Source organism: Flavilitoribacter nigricans DSM 23189 = NBRC 102662 (assembly GCF_002646595.1).
Classification (GTDB): domain Bacteria; phylum Bacteroidota; class Bacteroidia; order Chitinophagales; family Saprospiraceae; genus Flavilitoribacter; species Flavilitoribacter nigricans.
Window position 1 is genome coordinate 187882 of record NZ_PDUD01000026.1, and the last position, 13909, is coordinate 201790.

Annotated in this window: 13 protein-coding genes and 1 tRNA gene; 3 read left to right on the top strand and 11 right to left on the bottom strand. The window is 48.3% G+C overall.

Annotated features, from left to right (window positions below):
- The 4 genes from CRP01_RS22540 to CRP01_RS22555 form a co-directional block, all read right to left on the bottom strand.
- The gene (locus tag CRP01_RS22540; protein ID WP_099152376.1) at nucleotides 1-726 is read right to left on the bottom strand and encodes a hypothetical protein; all 726 of its coding nucleotides are present in this window, start codon (nucleotides 724-726) and stop codon (nucleotides 1-3) included.
- 507 nt (nucleotides 727-1233) lie between these two features.
- Nucleotides 1234-1308 (bottom strand) — tRNA-Ile (locus CRP01_RS22545).
- A 121-nt stretch (nucleotides 1309-1429) separates the two neighbouring features.
- A complete protein-coding gene (locus CRP01_RS22550) occupies nucleotides 1430-2239 on the bottom strand; it encodes a mechanosensitive ion channel family protein (protein ID WP_099152377.1) in 810 nt (269 codons plus the stop codon).
- Between the two features lie 255 nt (nucleotides 2240-2494).
- Nucleotides 2495-3328 carry a mechanosensitive ion channel family protein gene (locus CRP01_RS22555; RefSeq protein ID WP_099152378.1) on the bottom strand — a complete coding sequence of 278 codons (834 nt, stop codon included), beginning with the start codon at nucleotides 3326-3328 and terminating at the stop codon, nucleotides 2495-2497.
- 191 nt (nucleotides 3329-3519) lie between these two features.
- Here CRP01_RS22555 and CRP01_RS22560 point away from each other — a divergent pair, with 191 nt between their 5' ends.
- Nucleotides 3520-3963, top strand: coding sequence for a regulatory protein RecX (locus CRP01_RS22560; protein ID WP_233752736.1), 444 nt, complete (start codon nucleotides 3520-3522; stop codon nucleotides 3961-3963).
- Nucleotides 3964-4140: 177 nt separating this feature from the next.
- Entirely contained in the window at nucleotides 4141-4944 is an 804-nt protein-coding gene (locus tag CRP01_RS22565; protein WP_099152380.1) for a TIGR00266 family protein, read from the top strand.
- A gap of 20 nt (nucleotides 4945-4964) precedes the next feature.
- Here the strand turns inward: CRP01_RS22565 and CRP01_RS22570 are convergent, their stop codons facing one another.
- Entirely contained in the window at nucleotides 4965-5645 is a 681-nt protein-coding gene (locus tag CRP01_RS22570) for a L,D-transpeptidase family protein (RefSeq protein WP_099152381.1), read from the bottom strand.
- Nucleotides 5646-5723: 78 nt separating this feature from the next.
- Here CRP01_RS22570 and CRP01_RS22575 point away from each other — a divergent pair, with 78 nt between their 5' ends.
- Nucleotides 5724-6299 carry an OmpH family outer membrane protein gene (locus CRP01_RS22575; RefSeq protein ID WP_099152382.1) on the top strand — a complete coding sequence of 192 codons (576 nt, stop codon included), beginning with the start codon at nucleotides 5724-5726 and terminating at the stop codon, nucleotides 6297-6299.
- A gap of 34 nt (nucleotides 6300-6333) precedes the next feature.
- Here the strand turns inward: CRP01_RS22575 and uvrB are convergent, their stop codons facing one another.
- The 6 genes from uvrB to CRP01_RS22605 all read right to left on the bottom strand — a co-directional run bounded on the left by uvrB (nucleotide 6334) and on the right by CRP01_RS22605 (nucleotide 13807).
- Nucleotides 6334-8358 carry an excinuclease ABC subunit UvrB gene (gene uvrB, locus CRP01_RS22580; protein WP_099152383.1) on the bottom strand — a complete coding sequence of 675 codons (2025 nt, stop codon included), beginning with the start codon at nucleotides 8356-8358 and terminating at the stop codon, nucleotides 6334-6336.
- 163 nt (nucleotides 8359-8521) lie between these two features.
- Nucleotides 8522-10270 (bottom strand): adenylate/guanylate cyclase domain-containing protein, encoded by a 1749-nt coding sequence (locus CRP01_RS22585; protein WP_099152384.1) that lies wholly within the window; start codon nucleotides 10268-10270, stop codon nucleotides 8522-8524.
- A gap of 164 nt (nucleotides 10271-10434) precedes the next feature.
- Complete coding sequence (locus CRP01_RS22590) at nucleotides 10435-11568, bottom strand: glycoside hydrolase family 113 (protein ID WP_099152385.1); 1134 nt, start codon at nucleotides 11566-11568, stop codon at nucleotides 10435-10437.
- Nucleotides 11569-11675: 107 nt separating this feature from the next.
- Nucleotides 11676-12443, bottom strand: coding sequence for an exodeoxyribonuclease III (locus tag CRP01_RS22595; RefSeq protein WP_099152386.1), 768 nt, complete (start codon nucleotides 12441-12443; stop codon nucleotides 11676-11678).
- A 239-nt stretch (nucleotides 12444-12682) separates the two neighbouring features.
- The gene (locus CRP01_RS22600) at nucleotides 12683-13159 is read right to left on the bottom strand and encodes a c-type cytochrome (protein ID WP_099152387.1); all 477 of its coding nucleotides are present in this window, start codon (nucleotides 13157-13159) and stop codon (nucleotides 12683-12685) included.
- Between the two features lie 219 nt (nucleotides 13160-13378).
- Complete coding sequence (locus CRP01_RS22605; RefSeq protein ID WP_099152388.1) at nucleotides 13379-13807, bottom strand: molybdenum cofactor biosynthesis protein MoaE; 429 nt, start codon at nucleotides 13805-13807, stop codon at nucleotides 13379-13381.
- Between the last annotated feature and the right edge of the window lie 102 nt (nucleotides 13808-13909).

The window sequence follows — 13909 nt, forward strand, 5'->3', positions numbered from 1 at the left end:
TCACTTACAATTTATTGAATGCAAAAAAGTAATTTCTTCCTTCTTGTTATTATGTGTTCGATTTCCATGATTTGTATACTCATTCTCTTTATTTAAACTTAAAATAGAAACGTCACAACCTTCTAAAAAGACATGTAATTTTGCATCACGAGTCACTTTTTCCGTTAATTCTATTATATAAAAACCATCCACGTCACTTGGCCAAGAAAATTTAGTAACGTCAACACCATTGTTTGATTTGATTTTCAAAGTTGCATTTTGAATTGGAGCTCCTGAATTTACATCCACTAAATATCCATAAATACTAATTGGTAATTTATTGAAATTTTCTAATGTCTTTTTAGTATGAAATGGAACAGAAAAGATTAAAAGCAATAAAAGGATCAACTTTGCTATTTGTCTCGTAACATTTCCAAAGGCATACTGGCATAGTAAGCGATCTCCTTCTACCTCAGTTTTTTTAGTAGCAGATATTATATGGATGCAACCAAAAATACTCAAAATAGCTAAACCTATTGCTAGAAAATTAGTAGATAAGCCAACTATTTCACTTAGAACCCCTCTTACCGATCCTACAAAAGATACTAATACAGTAATCGTTAATCCAGCCTTTTCTAGATTTTTTATCGATGATTCATTTTCCTTTGCTTTTTGGCACCTTGTATCGAGTAAATCACGAAAAAAATGCATTACAGAATTATGTATATTGTTAAATATAGACTTCATATATTTGAAATTCAACTATAGGTAAAAAGATCAACTGAAATAATGGCTTGAGGATGGGATTATTTGGAAACCGATAATGACAAGTCGCCTAGAGTTCGTACTTTTGGAGGCTTGGCTGCTAATAACCAGATCAAGTTAAGCCTTAATCAGTAAATTCAAAAAGACCTTATCAACAAAAGAACGCCGTTCGATTAACTAAGGTAATTATATCGATGCTACTTGCAACGAAATGAAGGGCATAATTAAAATGTCAGATGAGAGCCTATTATTGAAGTTAAATGATGAATTTATGCTGTCTAGAAAGCGGCCAGCACAGCAGGCTAAATCTAAGTAAGAAGGAAATTATGATAATTTTTACCAGTACTTCCTAAATTAAAAATAGGCTGGACATCCATTATCCAGCCTATGCCAAAATTTCTTATCTTTACAATCCGACAACTCAAACGACAACGCAAGGATTTTTTAGTTTTTAACTCCTTGATTTTCAATAAGTTATCGAACAAAAAGTGGTCCCACTTGGGCTCGAACCAAGGACCCCCTGATTATGAGTCAGGTGCTACTAACCAACTGAGCTATGGGACCTGCGTATAGATTGCGGACGCAAATTTACGAATTAAACACAGAGCGAGCAAGCTAAGTTCCCTAAAAAATGGATTAGTGCAGGGTGTCTGCCACAGACACCCTGCACCGGATCTGCTGATCCTTATTGATCCATATGTACATCCACCTGCGGGAACGGAATACTGACGCCCTCTGCGTCGAAAGCTTTCTTCACGTTTTCCTGCATATAGAAATAGGTGGCCCAGTAGTCGCTGCTGTCGCAGAACGGGCGGGTAGCCAGGTTGACGGAGCTGTCGGCCAGTTCGGCAACGACGACCGCTTGTGCGGGTTCATCCAGGATGGTGGGGCATTCTTTGCCCACGCGCAGGATGATGTCCCGGGCCTTGTCGATGTCGTCTCCGTAGCCGATACCGAAGGTGAGTTCCACGCCGATGATGCCCTGGCCGGAAATATTGGTGATCACGTTGTCCGTTACGACGCCGTTGGGAATGATGATCTTTTTGTTGTCCAGGGTTTTCAGGATGGTGTGAAAGACCTGGATCTCTTCTACGCTACCCGTTTCTCCGCCTCCAATCTTGACCAGATCGCCTACTTTGTAGGGTTTAAAGACCAGGATCAGTACGCCGCTGGCGAAATGCCCGAGGCTACCCTGTAGCGCCAGACCTACGGCAAAGGCCAACGCGCCGAACATGGCAATGATCGAGGTCGTCTCGATGCCAAACATGCCGGCTACGGTGATCAGCAAGAGGACTTTGAGTCCCACGCTTACCAGAGAGGAAAGGAAAGGACGGATGGTTTGATCGATCTGACTGCGCTTCAGTGCTTTTTTTACCAGACCGGTAATCCAGCCGATCAGCCAGAAACCGATGATCAGCGTGAGAATAGCGCCAACTACTGTGGGGGCCCATTCTGTTAAATTTCTTCTCAGTACTTCCAAGTCAAAAATTTCCATAATGGAGATTATTTTTAGAGCTCAAATAATTAAGGTGTTATAATCAGTTGTTTTTCTTCATATATAGCGACGAACAAAAATAACCGAAGACACTAATAATGAGGCATAAAAATGGGGAAACTCTAAAAACAGTTTACAAGGCGCATAAAAATGGCCACAAGTGAAGTTCCACCAAAGTTAAAATAAGGCAGAAATACATCTCTTGTGGCCAATATCAAATCGCTACGACGGTAGCGTTCGCATAATTATTTGAACCTAGGATTCGGCATTTTCTTCCGCTTCCCGGTGCAGATGCACATCCATTTGCGGATACGGAATACCGATACCCTGGGCATCGAATTCTTTTTTGATGTGTTCCATAAAGTAGCGGTAGGCCGGCCAGAAATCTTCATTCTTAGCCATAAAGCGCACGGCAAAATTCACCGAGCTGTCGCCTAATTCGTTTACAAAAATATCGTATCCGGATTCCAGATCCACGTTAGGAGTCTCTTTCAATACTTTGTCGATGGCGGCCTTGGCCTGGTCAATATCATCATCGTATCCGATCCCTACGGAAATATCGTGCCGGCGCATGCCCAGTACGGTAAAGTTCTCGATCGGGTTACTGGTGATCCCTCCGTTGGGAATGATGATCAGGCGATTATCCAGCGCCTGCAATACCGTGTGAAAGATCTGGATCTCCCGCACCGTACCGGCGTGGCCCTGGGTTTTGATAAAATCACCGATCTTGTAAAATTTGAACACCAGGATGAGCACCCCACTGGCGAAGTTGGCCAGGTTCCCCTGCAACGCCAGACCGATAGCAAAGGCCAGTGCACTAAAGATGGCGACAAACGAAGTTACTTCAATGCCAAACATACTGGCCACACTCAGCAGTAGGAGTATCTTCATACCTATACTAACGATGGAGGTCAGAAAACCACGCAGCGATACATCGATGCCGCGTTTTTCCATCGCTTTGTCTACCAGTTTACTAAGCCGGGATATCAGCCAAAAGCCGATAATTAAGGTGAGGATGGCGCCAACTACATCAAGGGCATAAAGGGCAATAAATTCCTGTATTCTTTCCAGGATACCGTCTAAATTCATAAGCTATATTTAAAAATTTAATTGGGTGATCTACTGCATACAATGATAATGGCTTTAAAAAGTTCAGTACCGCGCTCCATAGATTGAAATATTACAAAAATGGGGTGATTTCTGGACGGTGAGTGTAAGTTTTCGTAACATTGAATATGGGGGAGAATAAATCGAGAAAATACCTGACGAAACAACAGGGCTTGCAAAAGCTCCAAAAGTACTGTGCCTACCAGGATCGTTGCCACCAGGAAGTGCGCTCCAAACTGATCGAACTGGGTATCTACGGCGATGACCTCGAAGAGATCATTGTGGAACTGATCGAGGAGAACTTCCTGAACGAAGAACGCTTCGCCCGCTCCTACGCGCGCGGCAAATTCCGCTTTAAATGCTGGGGCCGGATCAAGATCACCCGGGAACTGAAAAGCCGCAGAATCTCCGATTACCTGATCCGCAAAGCCCTGGAAGAGATCCCCGAAGAAGATTACCAGCAGGAGCTTTATCAGTTTCTGGAGCGGAAACTCCCCCAGGTGAAAGGGAAGAACGATTTCGAACGGAAACAAAAACTGGCGGCCTACGCGCAGCGACGCGGCTTCGAAAGCGAATACATCTGGCCCACGGTCAATGAATTGATCGGGGAAAATTAGCGCCGCTTTTCTCCTATTTGCCGATCACCAACACATTGCAGTCGATGATAAGTGGTAAACAATCGACCGTAAACGGCTTTAGGTATAATCTTTTTCATTCCTTATCTTCCCAAAGGTATATTCTTGTTCCATTACAGGTGCAACCTGGAAATAGTATTATCAAAACCAATCCTAAAAATGAACTCACACGAAATCGATTATGAGATCTTCGGCGAAGAAATGCAATTTGTCGAGATCGAGTTGGACCCCTACGAAACCGTTATTGCCGAAAGCGGCAGCTTTATGATGATGGATCCCGATATCGAGCTGTCGACCATTTTCGGCGACGGTAGCCATCAGGAAGAGAATAAAGGCCTTTGGGGGAAAGTCATGAGCGCCGGAAAACGCCTCCTTACCGGTGAGAGTCTTTTCATGACCGCCTTTACCCACGCCGGTTCCGGCAAACGCAAAGTCTCCTTCGCTTCGCCCTATCCCGGCAAGATCATTCCACTGGACCTGAGCGCGCTGGAAGGCAAGATCATCTGCCAGAAAGATGCCTTTCTCTGCGCCGCCAAAGGCGTTAGTGTAGGTATTGAATTCAGTCAGAAATTAGGCCGCGGTTTCTTCGGCGGTGAAGGCTTTATCATGCAGAAACTGGAAGGCGACGGCCTCGCTTTCGTGCACGCCGGCGGCCACGTGGTGGAACGCGAACTCCAGATCGGCGAAGTCATGCGCGTCGATACCGGTTGTCTGGTCGGCTTCACCCGCTACGTCAATTACGATATCGAAATGGTGAAAGGCGTCCGGAATATGATCTTCGGTGGTGAAGGTTTGTTCTACGCCCGCCTGGAAGGCCCCGGGAAAGTCTGGATCCAGACCCTGCCGTTTAGCCGACTGGCCGATCGTATGATGGCCGCATCCCGTCGATACGGTGGTAAGAGCAAAGGAGAAGGCAGTATCCTCGGTGGTCTCGGTGATATGCTGGACGGCGACGGCTGGTAGTAGTCTCCATCCTGAAATTATCAAATTCGTTTAATACGATAATCCCCCGCATCGCTTATTTCAAAAGCCGGCAACTGCCAGGAAGCCTCAAAGACTTGATCGATGGTCTCCAGCTGCGTCCACAATTTATGATGCCGGGGGTATTCCGGTCCGTATTTATTCCAGTTTTCGGAAAGAAACCGAAAGGGGTAAATGTGGACCGGAATTTTTTTTTGCCCATTGGTCTGTGCCCAACTTGCGAGCAGATAGATCTCTTCTATGCCCGCATCCGTAATGGCAATACATCCTACCGTTTTGCACCCGCCGTGGATGAAGATATCGCAACCGGGCTGTTCGGGATGGCCCAGTGTAAGATCCGATGGATTGGGGTAGTTCAGTCCCAGAGAAAGATGGAATTTGCTGCGGGGGTTAAACCGATCGATATGGTATAGTCCTTCCGGGATCTGCCGGTCTCCTTCCTGCCGTTTTGGTCCCGGTTGGCCACTGGTTTCGCAAAAAGGATAACTGCTCAGATGTTGCCACAGCTCATCACCAATGGCTTGTATCCAAACCTCCAGTATACGCTCGACTTTAAAGGCGCGCAGGAAGAGGTAAAAACTTCCGGCAGTCAGACCGAGCGCGGCCAATTGACCGGACATTTTATCCCGCAACGCCGGTAAATCCTTTACCCGTTCTTCCATATCTTCTTTTTTAAAAACCATTCACTTTTCATAACATTTTCCCCGTTTTCGAGTAAAAGAGAAATACAAACACGGCAATTTTATCCCAATACGCAAATTATGAAACACATCATTACACTACTGGCCATATCCTGCTTTTTCGCTAACGTTTCTTTCGCCCAGCAAAAGATCGGGGTAGTGGATATCGACGCCACCATTGACGGTTGGAACCGGGCGGTCAAACTGGACCAGATGCTCAACCAGAAGAGTACCAGTTTAAAAACCATGGTGGAGACCTGGCTGAATAAGCTACAGGAAAAATACGACGAGTACGACAAAAAGAACGGTACGCCTACCCAACAGAACGCCCTGGCAAATGATATTCTCGACGGCCAGGAACAGATCCTGCTTTTTGAGCGGATCCTGGTTGATTCCATCCCGCTGTTCCGGCACGAGGTGCTGGAGTTGATCGAATCCAGAATACAGGAAACGGTCGATGCCGTGGCGCTTGCCAACGATTATGATCTCATTATTGCCAAAAACAATATCCTTTTTTATAAAGGGGAAGAAATTGATGAACTCATCGTTACCTATACCGCTCCGGACCTGGAAGATATACAGATGGCCGTAGAAAAGGTAAATATGAAACTCTCCGAATGGATTGACGCCTACACGGTCATGATCGAGGAGTATTAGCTCTAGAACTAATCGAAAAACAGCTCGATAAAAACTATACTGCTTCCTTAAATCGCTTCTTCAGGGCGAACAGTTCATCCCGGTACTGGGCGGCCGAAATGAAGTCCAGTTCTTTGGCGGCTTTTTTCATCTTATCCTCGGTCTCTTTCATCATCCGCTCGATCTGATCACGGGTGAGGTAGCCGACGATCGGATCGGCCGCAATGCTCGGCTGCTCCGGCTCGATGTATGCCTGATTGTTTTTACCCCGAATATCCAGGATGGACTTCTGATTGAGAATTTCCTCACGGGTTTTGCTGACGGTCCTTGGCGTGATCCCGTGCTCCTCATTGTAAGCCATCTGAATGGCCCGGCGACGATTGGTCTCATCAATCGTCTGTTGCATAGAATCCGTGACCTTATCCGCGTAGAAGATAACCAGTCCGTTGGCGTTCCGTGCCGCCCGGCCTGCCGTCTGGGTCAGGGAGCGGTCGTTCCGCAGGAAACCTTCCTTATCGGCGTCCAGAATGGCCACCAGAGAGACCTCCGGTAAATCCAGTCCTTCCCGCAGCAGGTTAACCCCGACCAGCACATCAAATTCTCCCAGTCGAAGATCGCGAATGATCTCCACCCGTTCCATGGTATCCACTTCCGAGTGAATGTAACGCACCTTGATGCTGAGTTTGGTCAGGTATTTGGTCAGCTCTTCCGCCATCCGCTTGGTAAGCGTAGTGATAAGCACTCTTTCTTTGCGGCGGATACGCTCATCGATCTCTTCCATCAGGTCATCGATCTGATTGAGACTCGGCCGAACATCGATCGGTGGATCCAGCAGACCGGTCGGTCGGATCAACTGTTCGACTATGAGACCGCCAGTTTGTTCGAGTTCATATTCACCGGGTGTGGCGCTCACGTATACCACCTGATTCGTCAGCCCTTCGAATTCGGTGAAATTCAAAGGTCGGTTATCCATTGCCGACGGCAGTCGAAATCCGTAGCTGACCAGATTAAGCTTACGCGCCCGGTCGCCCCCGTACATACCGCGTACCTGCGGAATCGTCACGTGACTTTCATCAATGACCATGAGGTAATCGTCCGGGAAATAATCCAGCAGACAAAAGGGCCGCGTGCCCGGCTGTCGTCCGTCAAAGAATCGGGAATAGTTCTCCACACCATTGCAATACCCGAGTTCCCGCATCATCTCCAGGTCGAAATTGGTGCGTTCCCGGATCCGGCGGGCTTCCAGCAGGCGGGCTTCCCGTTCGAAGTACTTCTCCTGTTCGAAGAGTTCATCTTCGATCTCCTTGATAATGGAATTCAGTCGCTCGCGCGGCGCCACGTACAGATTCGCCGGAAAAATGGCCGCATTTTGCATCGTTTCGATCCGCTTGCCGGTTTCCGTTTCCAGGCGTTCGATCTCTTCGATCTCATCGCCGTAGAAAGTGACCCGGTAGCCGTAATCGACGTACGGCAGGTTGATGTCTACCGTATCACCACGCACGCGGAATGAGGCTCGCTTAAAACCGATATCATCGCGGGAATACAAACTTTCGGTCAGGTTCCAGAGAAAACTTCGGAGGGAGATGATATCGCCTTTTTTGATCCGGATAATGCTGGATTTATAATCCTCCGGATTTCCCATACCGTAGATACAGGAAACGGAAGCCACAATGATCACATCCCGGCGTCCGGACAGTAGGGAAGAGGTTGCGCGCAGACGCAGTTTATCCACCTCTTCGTTGATAGAAAGATCTTTTTCGATATAGGTGTCCGTCACGCTGATGTACGCTTCGGGCTGATAATAATCGTAGTAGGAAACAAAATATTCCACGGCATTATCCGGAAAGAATTCCCGAAACTCTCCGTAGAGCTGGGCCGTGAGGGTTTTATTGTGAGTTAAAACCAAAGTCGGGCGATTGAGCTGGGCGATGGTATTGGCAACAGTAAAGGTCTTTCCCGATCCGGTTACCCCGAGCAGAACCTGGGCACTTTCACCCTGTTTGATGCCACTGACCAGTTGTTCGATCGCCTGCGGTTGATCACCCGTTGGTTTGAAGGAAGAAGTTAGTTTAAAACTCACATCAGCTTATTTATAAAACAAATCGTGTTCCAAGTTTTTAAAACACTCCTTTTTATATAAAGTTTCCCAGAAAACAGAAATGATGGGTCAAAAAATGAACGGTGATGAATAACCATTGATCATTCATCACCGTTTCCTTAGCAGCAGGGTATTTTTAAAGGATTTAAGCCATTACCGGCGCCGCCACCCGAACGATCTCTTTATTCACAAAGTACATATCGATCAGGCCTTTATTTTTGGCTTCTACCTTACCGCGGTATTCGCATTCGAACTTGTATTTCACCAGGCGGTAGGTCGTTTCGGAAATATTCACCCGGCCGGCTTCGCCGTTGGATTCTACCCGGGAGGCAGTATTCACGGTATCGCCCCAGATGTCGTAGGCAAATTTTTTCACCCCGACCACTCCGGCTACTACCGATCCGGTATGGATCCCGATCCGGGCCTCAAAGTAAGGCTTACCGATCCGCGAGCGTTCGGACCGCTGTTCGTCCAGGAATTGCTGCATCTCCAGCGCGGCCTTGACGATCGTGTTGGGCAGCGAACGGTGAGCGTTCAGACCACTGGCACACATGTAGGCATCCCCGATCGTTTTGATCTTCTCGATCTCGGGGTACTGACTGATAATGAAGTCAAATGCCTTGAAACATTTATCCAGTTCCTCCACCAGTTCTTCCGGTTCCATCTGCTCCGCGATATTGGTGAAGTTGATAAAGTCGGAGAACAGGACCGTCACCTCGTCGAACTTCTGGGCCTTGGCTTTACCCTTTTCCTTCAGTTCGGTGGCGATCGGTGCGGGAAGAATATTCAGCAGTAGTTCTTCGGAACGTTCCCGTTCCTGTTGAATGAGTTTATTTTTGTCTTCCAGGGCCCGGTTAGCTTTCCGCTTTGACCGGTACCGACTGTAGAACAACAACGCCAGCAGAAGGATAATACCAGCAGCACCGATAGCCAGGTACAGCAGGTTCTTTTGCTGCAGGGCCAGGTTTTCGGTCTCCATCAGCTCATTCTCTTTTTCCTTAATGATCAGTTGCTGTTTGGCGGCTTCTTCACTCAGCGCGTTCACTTCCTCTTCCCGTTCGCGGGCCTTGCGTTCCGCCTGTTCCTTTTCTTTGGAGATGGAAGCCAGTTCTTCCTCTTTCGCAGAGATCTCACTTTCTTTCGCGGAGATCTGCTCCTCCGCCACCTGGTTGCGTTGCAGCAATTCGGACTGCTTCCGTTCCAGGGTGTTCTTCTCCTGACTCAGTTGCTCGCGCTCCGTACGCAGGTTTTTCACGGTGAAATCGAGGCGGTCTTTCTCTTTTTCCAGTTCGCGTTTTTCCTGGTTGATCTGACGGGCCAGTTTTTCCTTTTCCGCTTCCAGTTCACTGATACTCGTACCGTTTTCACTGAAATATTCGAAGGCTTCATCCACAATGCTGTAAGCTCGCCGGTAGTTGTTATCACGGGTAGCGATGCGGCTTCGTTTCTCCACACTTCGAATGATGAGGTCGGAATCCCGGGCTTTCATGGCTGCCTGGGTGGTATTGCGATACCAGATCTCGGCGTTGCGATTATCCCGGAGTTTTTCGTAGGACTGGGCGGTGATGTAGGCGGTTTGAACTTTCATGCGCAGATTGTTCTGCTCACTGGCCAACTGGTAAGCCGTACGTCCGTATTCCTTGGCATCCTTAGCCCGACGGGAATCCCCGGTTGCAAGGATAGCTTCGGCCAGCTGGTAATTCAATACCATTTTTTCATCCGTACTACTCGCCTCGCTCAGTTGCTTCTGGAGATCCTCAATCTTATTCTGAGCTAATAATCCTACACTGAATAGTAACAGAAATAGCGTGATCGTGCTTTTCATTTTGAAAAGAATATCGTGGTTGTTAGTCTTAAGTAATTCATTGAAAGCGATGGCTTTAATCAGCAACATCACTCAAATTAATTGGCTTAGGACACTGTAGATGCATATGCGAATTTACAAAAGTCTGGGGTGGAATTCGGGATTATACTTAAATACATAACTCCGAAACCGGGTATAAGTTACACCTTGCAGCGTATAAAGCTGATATTTTCGCTTCCGATATCCGGCACCGCTTAGCGGGAAAACCACCGGCTGAGGGTTTGTTCGGCCGGTTTATTTTGCGGCGTAAAATCAAAATTTTCCCGCTGACTGTCGTGCCGGCGGCCTCCGGTGCGCCATTGCCAGAAGTGAGCACCGGCAAACCATTTCTGGTGCCAGAAAGTCCGGAAAAAGGCTTCGTAGCAATTCGCCTGGGTCTCCAGGGAAAGGGTGCGGTGCTTCGGATGGATGCGATCCACCCACTCCCAGGGCTCGATAGCGGCGTCCGGGGTGCTTTTGTAACCGATTTCCGTAAATAAGATGGGTTTGTCGTACCGTTTGTGCAGTTTTTCCAATTGATTGAGATAGGGTTTCCAGCCTTTCAGTAGGTTTTTCAAAGGCGGATTGGTCTGCTTGCAGAGTGGATAGTAAGCCTGAATGCCGATAAAATCCAGATCTTCCCAGAATGAGACATCGTTTACTTCTTTGTACCAATTGGCCGCGTAGGTGATCTTTCCCGAATAGACTTGCCGTACCTCAGCGATCAGCTGTTTCCAGAATTCGGGATGCTCTTTGATCGGGCGGTGCAACTCAGTGCCGATGCAAAACATCTCTGCGCCCAATTGCTCCGACATGCTGGCGTAATGCAAAATGAAATCCCGGTAGCTCGCAGCCCACTTTGCCCAGCCGGCCTCTCCTCCCCGCGGATCGATCTCCGAACGCCATTTGCCCGATTCATTATCGCCCATCCAGATATGGGGTTTGATCATGATCCGGAAATCATTGGCTTTTACCCAGCGGATCTGCTCGGCAAAGGACGAATCGCGACGACTCCAGGTCTTGTAATCCTGACCGCGTCGGCCGACCTGATCACTATCGTAATCGGCCTGCCAGCCGTAGGGAACAAAGGTCAGCCATTCGATATGGTTCCGTTTTAGTTCTTCCAAATGCACATCATCCACGCCCCGCCGACCGAAAAAGTGCATGCCTTTCTGCTTTTTCCCGTAAACCGGTCCGCTATTTCCGATGACGGTATCCAAGCGGGTAATTCCCGGTTCGGCCAGACTAAATGGATCCACCGAGGTGCCGGAAACCAGTAAGCAACAGATCAGGACCACCCCGATGGCGGGGAGGATCAATGCAAAACGTAGGGACCGGGGGGTGCTCATATTGATGAGGTGATTTTTTCAGTTTGATCGGATACTAGATAAATGTCACCGATCATTGGGCTTACCGAATGTCCCTTAAAGTTTGCGTACAGCAAGATTTCTGCAACCTAAAGGTCCAGCCGGAGGTACACCGGGCAATGATCGGAGTGTTTGGCTTCATTGAGGTGGTAAGCTTCGAGCAGCTTTTCTTTCAGGTTATCGGTAACCGACTCGTAATCGATCCGCCAGCCCTTGTTGTTGGCTCTGGCGTTGGCCCGGTAGCTCCACCAGCTATATTCCACCTTTTCAGGATTAAGATAACGAAAACTATCCACAAATCCACTATCAAACCATTTGGTCATCCAGGCTCTTTCTTCCGGTAAAAATCCTGAACTTTTTTTATTCCGCACCGGATCGTGGATGTCGATCTCAGTGTGGGCAATATTGTAATCGCCGACAATGATCAGTTGGGAACGCTCCTTTTTTAAGGTTTCCACATACTGAAAGAAGTCATCCAGGAACTGCATTTTAAAATTCTGCCGCAGATCCCCCGAAGTACCGGAAGGAAAATAGCAGTTGAGCAGGGTCCAGTCGCCAAAATCCGTACGCAGTATCCGGCCTTCCAGATCGTAGGCATCCATACCGCAGCCGGTGATCACCTGATCCGGCGCTTTTTTCGAAAGGGTCAGCACTCCGCTATATCCCTTTTTTTCAGCCGAACACCAATGGTGGTGATATCCCAGTTCTTCGAAAACGCCCAGATCGACCTGATCCGGATTGGCCTTCGTTTCCTGAAAACATACAATGTCGTAATCACCGGCTTTCAACCAGTCGATCAGTCCTTTATTGATACCGGCGCGAATACCGTTGATGTTGTAAGAAATAATGCTAAGCATGCCCTTATTTTAGTAGTCCGTTGACCGGTTTCCGGTCGAATGAGCGCAAATATAAGCAGTTCGATCAGCTTCGCCCGAAAAACACGAAACTGCGATTACTCCTACACTCCACCAGGGCATTCTCTATAGGCCGTAGTAGCCATTTGGGTCGACACTTTCCGGGCATTTAGGCACAGAAAGCTCAGTCCCATGCCGATCAGCGTGGCGCAGGTGATTCGCAACATCGAAAATTGATCCACTTAAGGCTGGTAAACGGCGTTTACATAAGCCAGCATTGCATCGATATCCTCATCGCTCAGACTGGCAAAGGAGGTCATAATCAGACGGTCGGATTCCTCCCAGACGGCTACCGCCCGGGGGTGCTCTGCACTGACCATCGCCTGGGAATTACGGATCCAGTTATAGAGGTCTTCCTTTGGATAATCAGACCATCGCGCCTCCACACCGCCCAGTGCGGGACCGATGAGTTTATCCTTCATGTTTTTGTTGTGGCAGGCGGCACAGTTGGCAATAAACAGATTCTTTCCCTGCTGTGCCAGATTACTCATAGCCGGTGCTGCCGCCTTGGCATCACTGACGGTATTGACCGTTTTTACGGCATAGCTGGGCTTATATTGTTTGGCTGGATTGCCGGGAAAACTATTGGTGCCACGAAAAGCGAAGACGGCGCCAATGAAGAAAGCCAGAGAATAGGCAAGAAAGCGGAATAATTTCATACGGGGTACATTTAGAGTCTATCCAAAAACCATCGCTTGATCTGCCAATGGTCTCTGGAAAAGCGCTTAGTTGACGTTGGGTACAAGGGTACTTCGGTAGCCCCAGTGCCCGCCGGCCCGTATGTTTGACGGATCTGATTTCCGGTAGTTTTTTACCGGCTGGCCGGTCCCGGGAGCGCAAAGTATCACCTGCTCCAATTTACACCTAAAATCCGAGATTCAGGGATGTGCAGCGACCCAAACTTCGCCATCTTCGAAAATTTCTTTCTTCCAGATCGGAACCGTTTCTTTTAGCGTGTCGATGGCGTACTCGCAGGCCGCAAATGCCGCTTTCCGGTGGGGTGTGGAGACCGCGATCACCACGGCGATACCACCTACTTCCAGACTTCCTACCCGATGGTGGATGGAGATACGGCGTACCGGCCATTTTTCGGCCGCCGCCCGGGCGATCTTACGCATTTCGGAGATCGCCATGGGCACATAGGCCTCAAACTCCAGCCGGACTACCGCCCGCCCCTGGGTCTGATTCCGGACCGTACCGATAAAGGTGACCAGACCACCGGTGCCGTCATCGCTGACAAAATCGACGCAGGTCTGGATCGATAGTGGCGTGTCTAAGATCTGAATGTCAATGTTTTCCGCCTCCATGCATTAAAATACATTTGATATTTATTAAATTACGGAGCTTTTCAGCTTGAGGTCCAAAATGCCGTTCGCGAGCCCTATCGGGTGCAAAACATACTTACTTTT

Coding starts and splice junctions, on each gene's coding strand:
- CRP01_RS22605 (WP_099152388.1), bottom strand. CDS start 13,807: ATGGAGGCGGAAAACATTGACATTCAGATCTTAGACACGCCACTATCG.
- CRP01_RS22595 (WP_099152386.1), bottom strand. CDS start 12,443: ATGCTTAGCATTATTTCTTACAACATCAACGGTATTCGCGCCGGTATC.
- CRP01_RS22600 (WP_099152387.1), bottom strand. CDS start 13,159: ATGAAATTATTCCGCTTTCTTGCCTATTCTCTGGCTTTCTTCATTGGC.
- CRP01_RS22590 (WP_099152385.1), bottom strand. CDS start 11,568: ATGAGCACCCCCCGGTCCCTACGTTTTGCATTGATCCTCCCCGCCATC.
- CRP01_RS22570 (WP_099152381.1), bottom strand. CDS start 5,645: ATGGTTTTTAAAAAAGAAGATATGGAAGAACGGGTAAAGGATTTACCG.
- CRP01_RS22550 (WP_099152377.1), bottom strand. CDS start 2,239: ATGGAAATTTTTGACTTGGAAGTACTGAGAAGAAATTTAACAGAATGG.
- CRP01_RS22565 (WP_099152380.1), top strand. CDS start 4,141: ATGAACTCACACGAAATCGATTATGAGATCTTCGGCGAAGAAATGCAA.
- CRP01_RS22575 (WP_099152382.1), top strand. CDS start 5,724: ATGAAACACATCATTACACTACTGGCCATATCCTGCTTTTTCGCTAAC.
- CRP01_RS22555 (WP_099152378.1), bottom strand. CDS start 3,328: ATGAATTTAGACGGTATCCTGGAAAGAATACAGGAATTTATTGCCCTT.
- CRP01_RS22585 (WP_099152384.1), bottom strand. CDS start 10,270: ATGTTGCTGATTAAAGCCATCGCTTTCAATGAATTACTTAAGACTAAC.
- CRP01_RS22540 (WP_099152376.1), bottom strand. CDS start 726: ATGAAGTCTATATTTAACAATATACATAATTCTGTAATGCATTTTTTT.